Origin of the sequence: Prevotellamassilia timonensis, assembly GCF_021531665.1 — a bacterium.
Lineage (GTDB): Bacteria > Bacteroidota > Bacteroidia > Bacteroidales > Bacteroidaceae > Alloprevotella.
On the sequence record NZ_JADYUH010000117.1, the window covers coordinates 1 to 832 of the forward strand.

Sequence of the window (832 nt, forward strand, 5' to 3'; positions counted from 1 at the left end):
TCAACTACCATTACTCTGTTCTCCAATCTCCTATTTAAAGGTGTTGGCAGGCATCCCAAGTCCGGGAAGAAGAAAGGCGGCATAAAAGTGCATACCAACATACATGCAAACGAGGGCGTGCCGTCAGATATCAGATTCACCTCTGCCGCTACCAATGACAGTTTCATGCTGAAACCCACGAATTATCACGATGGAGACATCATCGCTATGGACAGGGCTTACATAGACTATTCCAAATTCGAGGAACTGACCACCCGTGGTGTCATCTATGTTACCAAGATGAAGAAGAACCTTGTGTATGATGTGCATTCGGACATGATGTATATGACCCCTGAAGGACTTATGGAACATAGGGTTCAACATGTTGAGTTCAAAAAGCGTGTCAAAGACGGAGAGGACATTAGACACAAGGCACGTATCATAACCTATGTTGATCTTAACAAGAAGAAACCAAAACTCATATCATTGCTCACCAACGACATGGAAATGGAAGTGGAGGAAATCATTGCTATATACCGCAAAAGATGGGAGATAGAACTGCTGTTCAAGCAATTAAAGCAAAACTTCCCGTTGAGATACTTCTATGGTGAAAGTTCCAACGCCATCAAAGTACAAATTTGGGTCACACTCATAGCCAACCTTCTTCTGATGGTCATACAAAAGCGCATAAAACGCACCTGGAGCTTTTCCGGATTGGCAACAATGATAAGAATCATGCTCATGTATTATGTAAACTGCTATACTTTTCTTGAAGACCCCGAAAGGGATTGGGCAAAGATGGTTCAAAACGCAAAGGAAACGCCTCCAGAACCGAGCCTGTTTGATTAGGGGG

General features: G+C 43.3%; 1 protein-coding gene. It reads left to right on the top strand.

What is annotated here, in order from left to right; translation table 11 throughout:
* On the top strand, nt 1-828 hold an 828-nt coding region (locus I6E40_RS10600; RefSeq protein ID WP_235387232.1), incomplete at its 5' end, for an IS4 family transposase.
* Between the last annotated feature and the right edge of the window lie 4 nt (nt 829-832).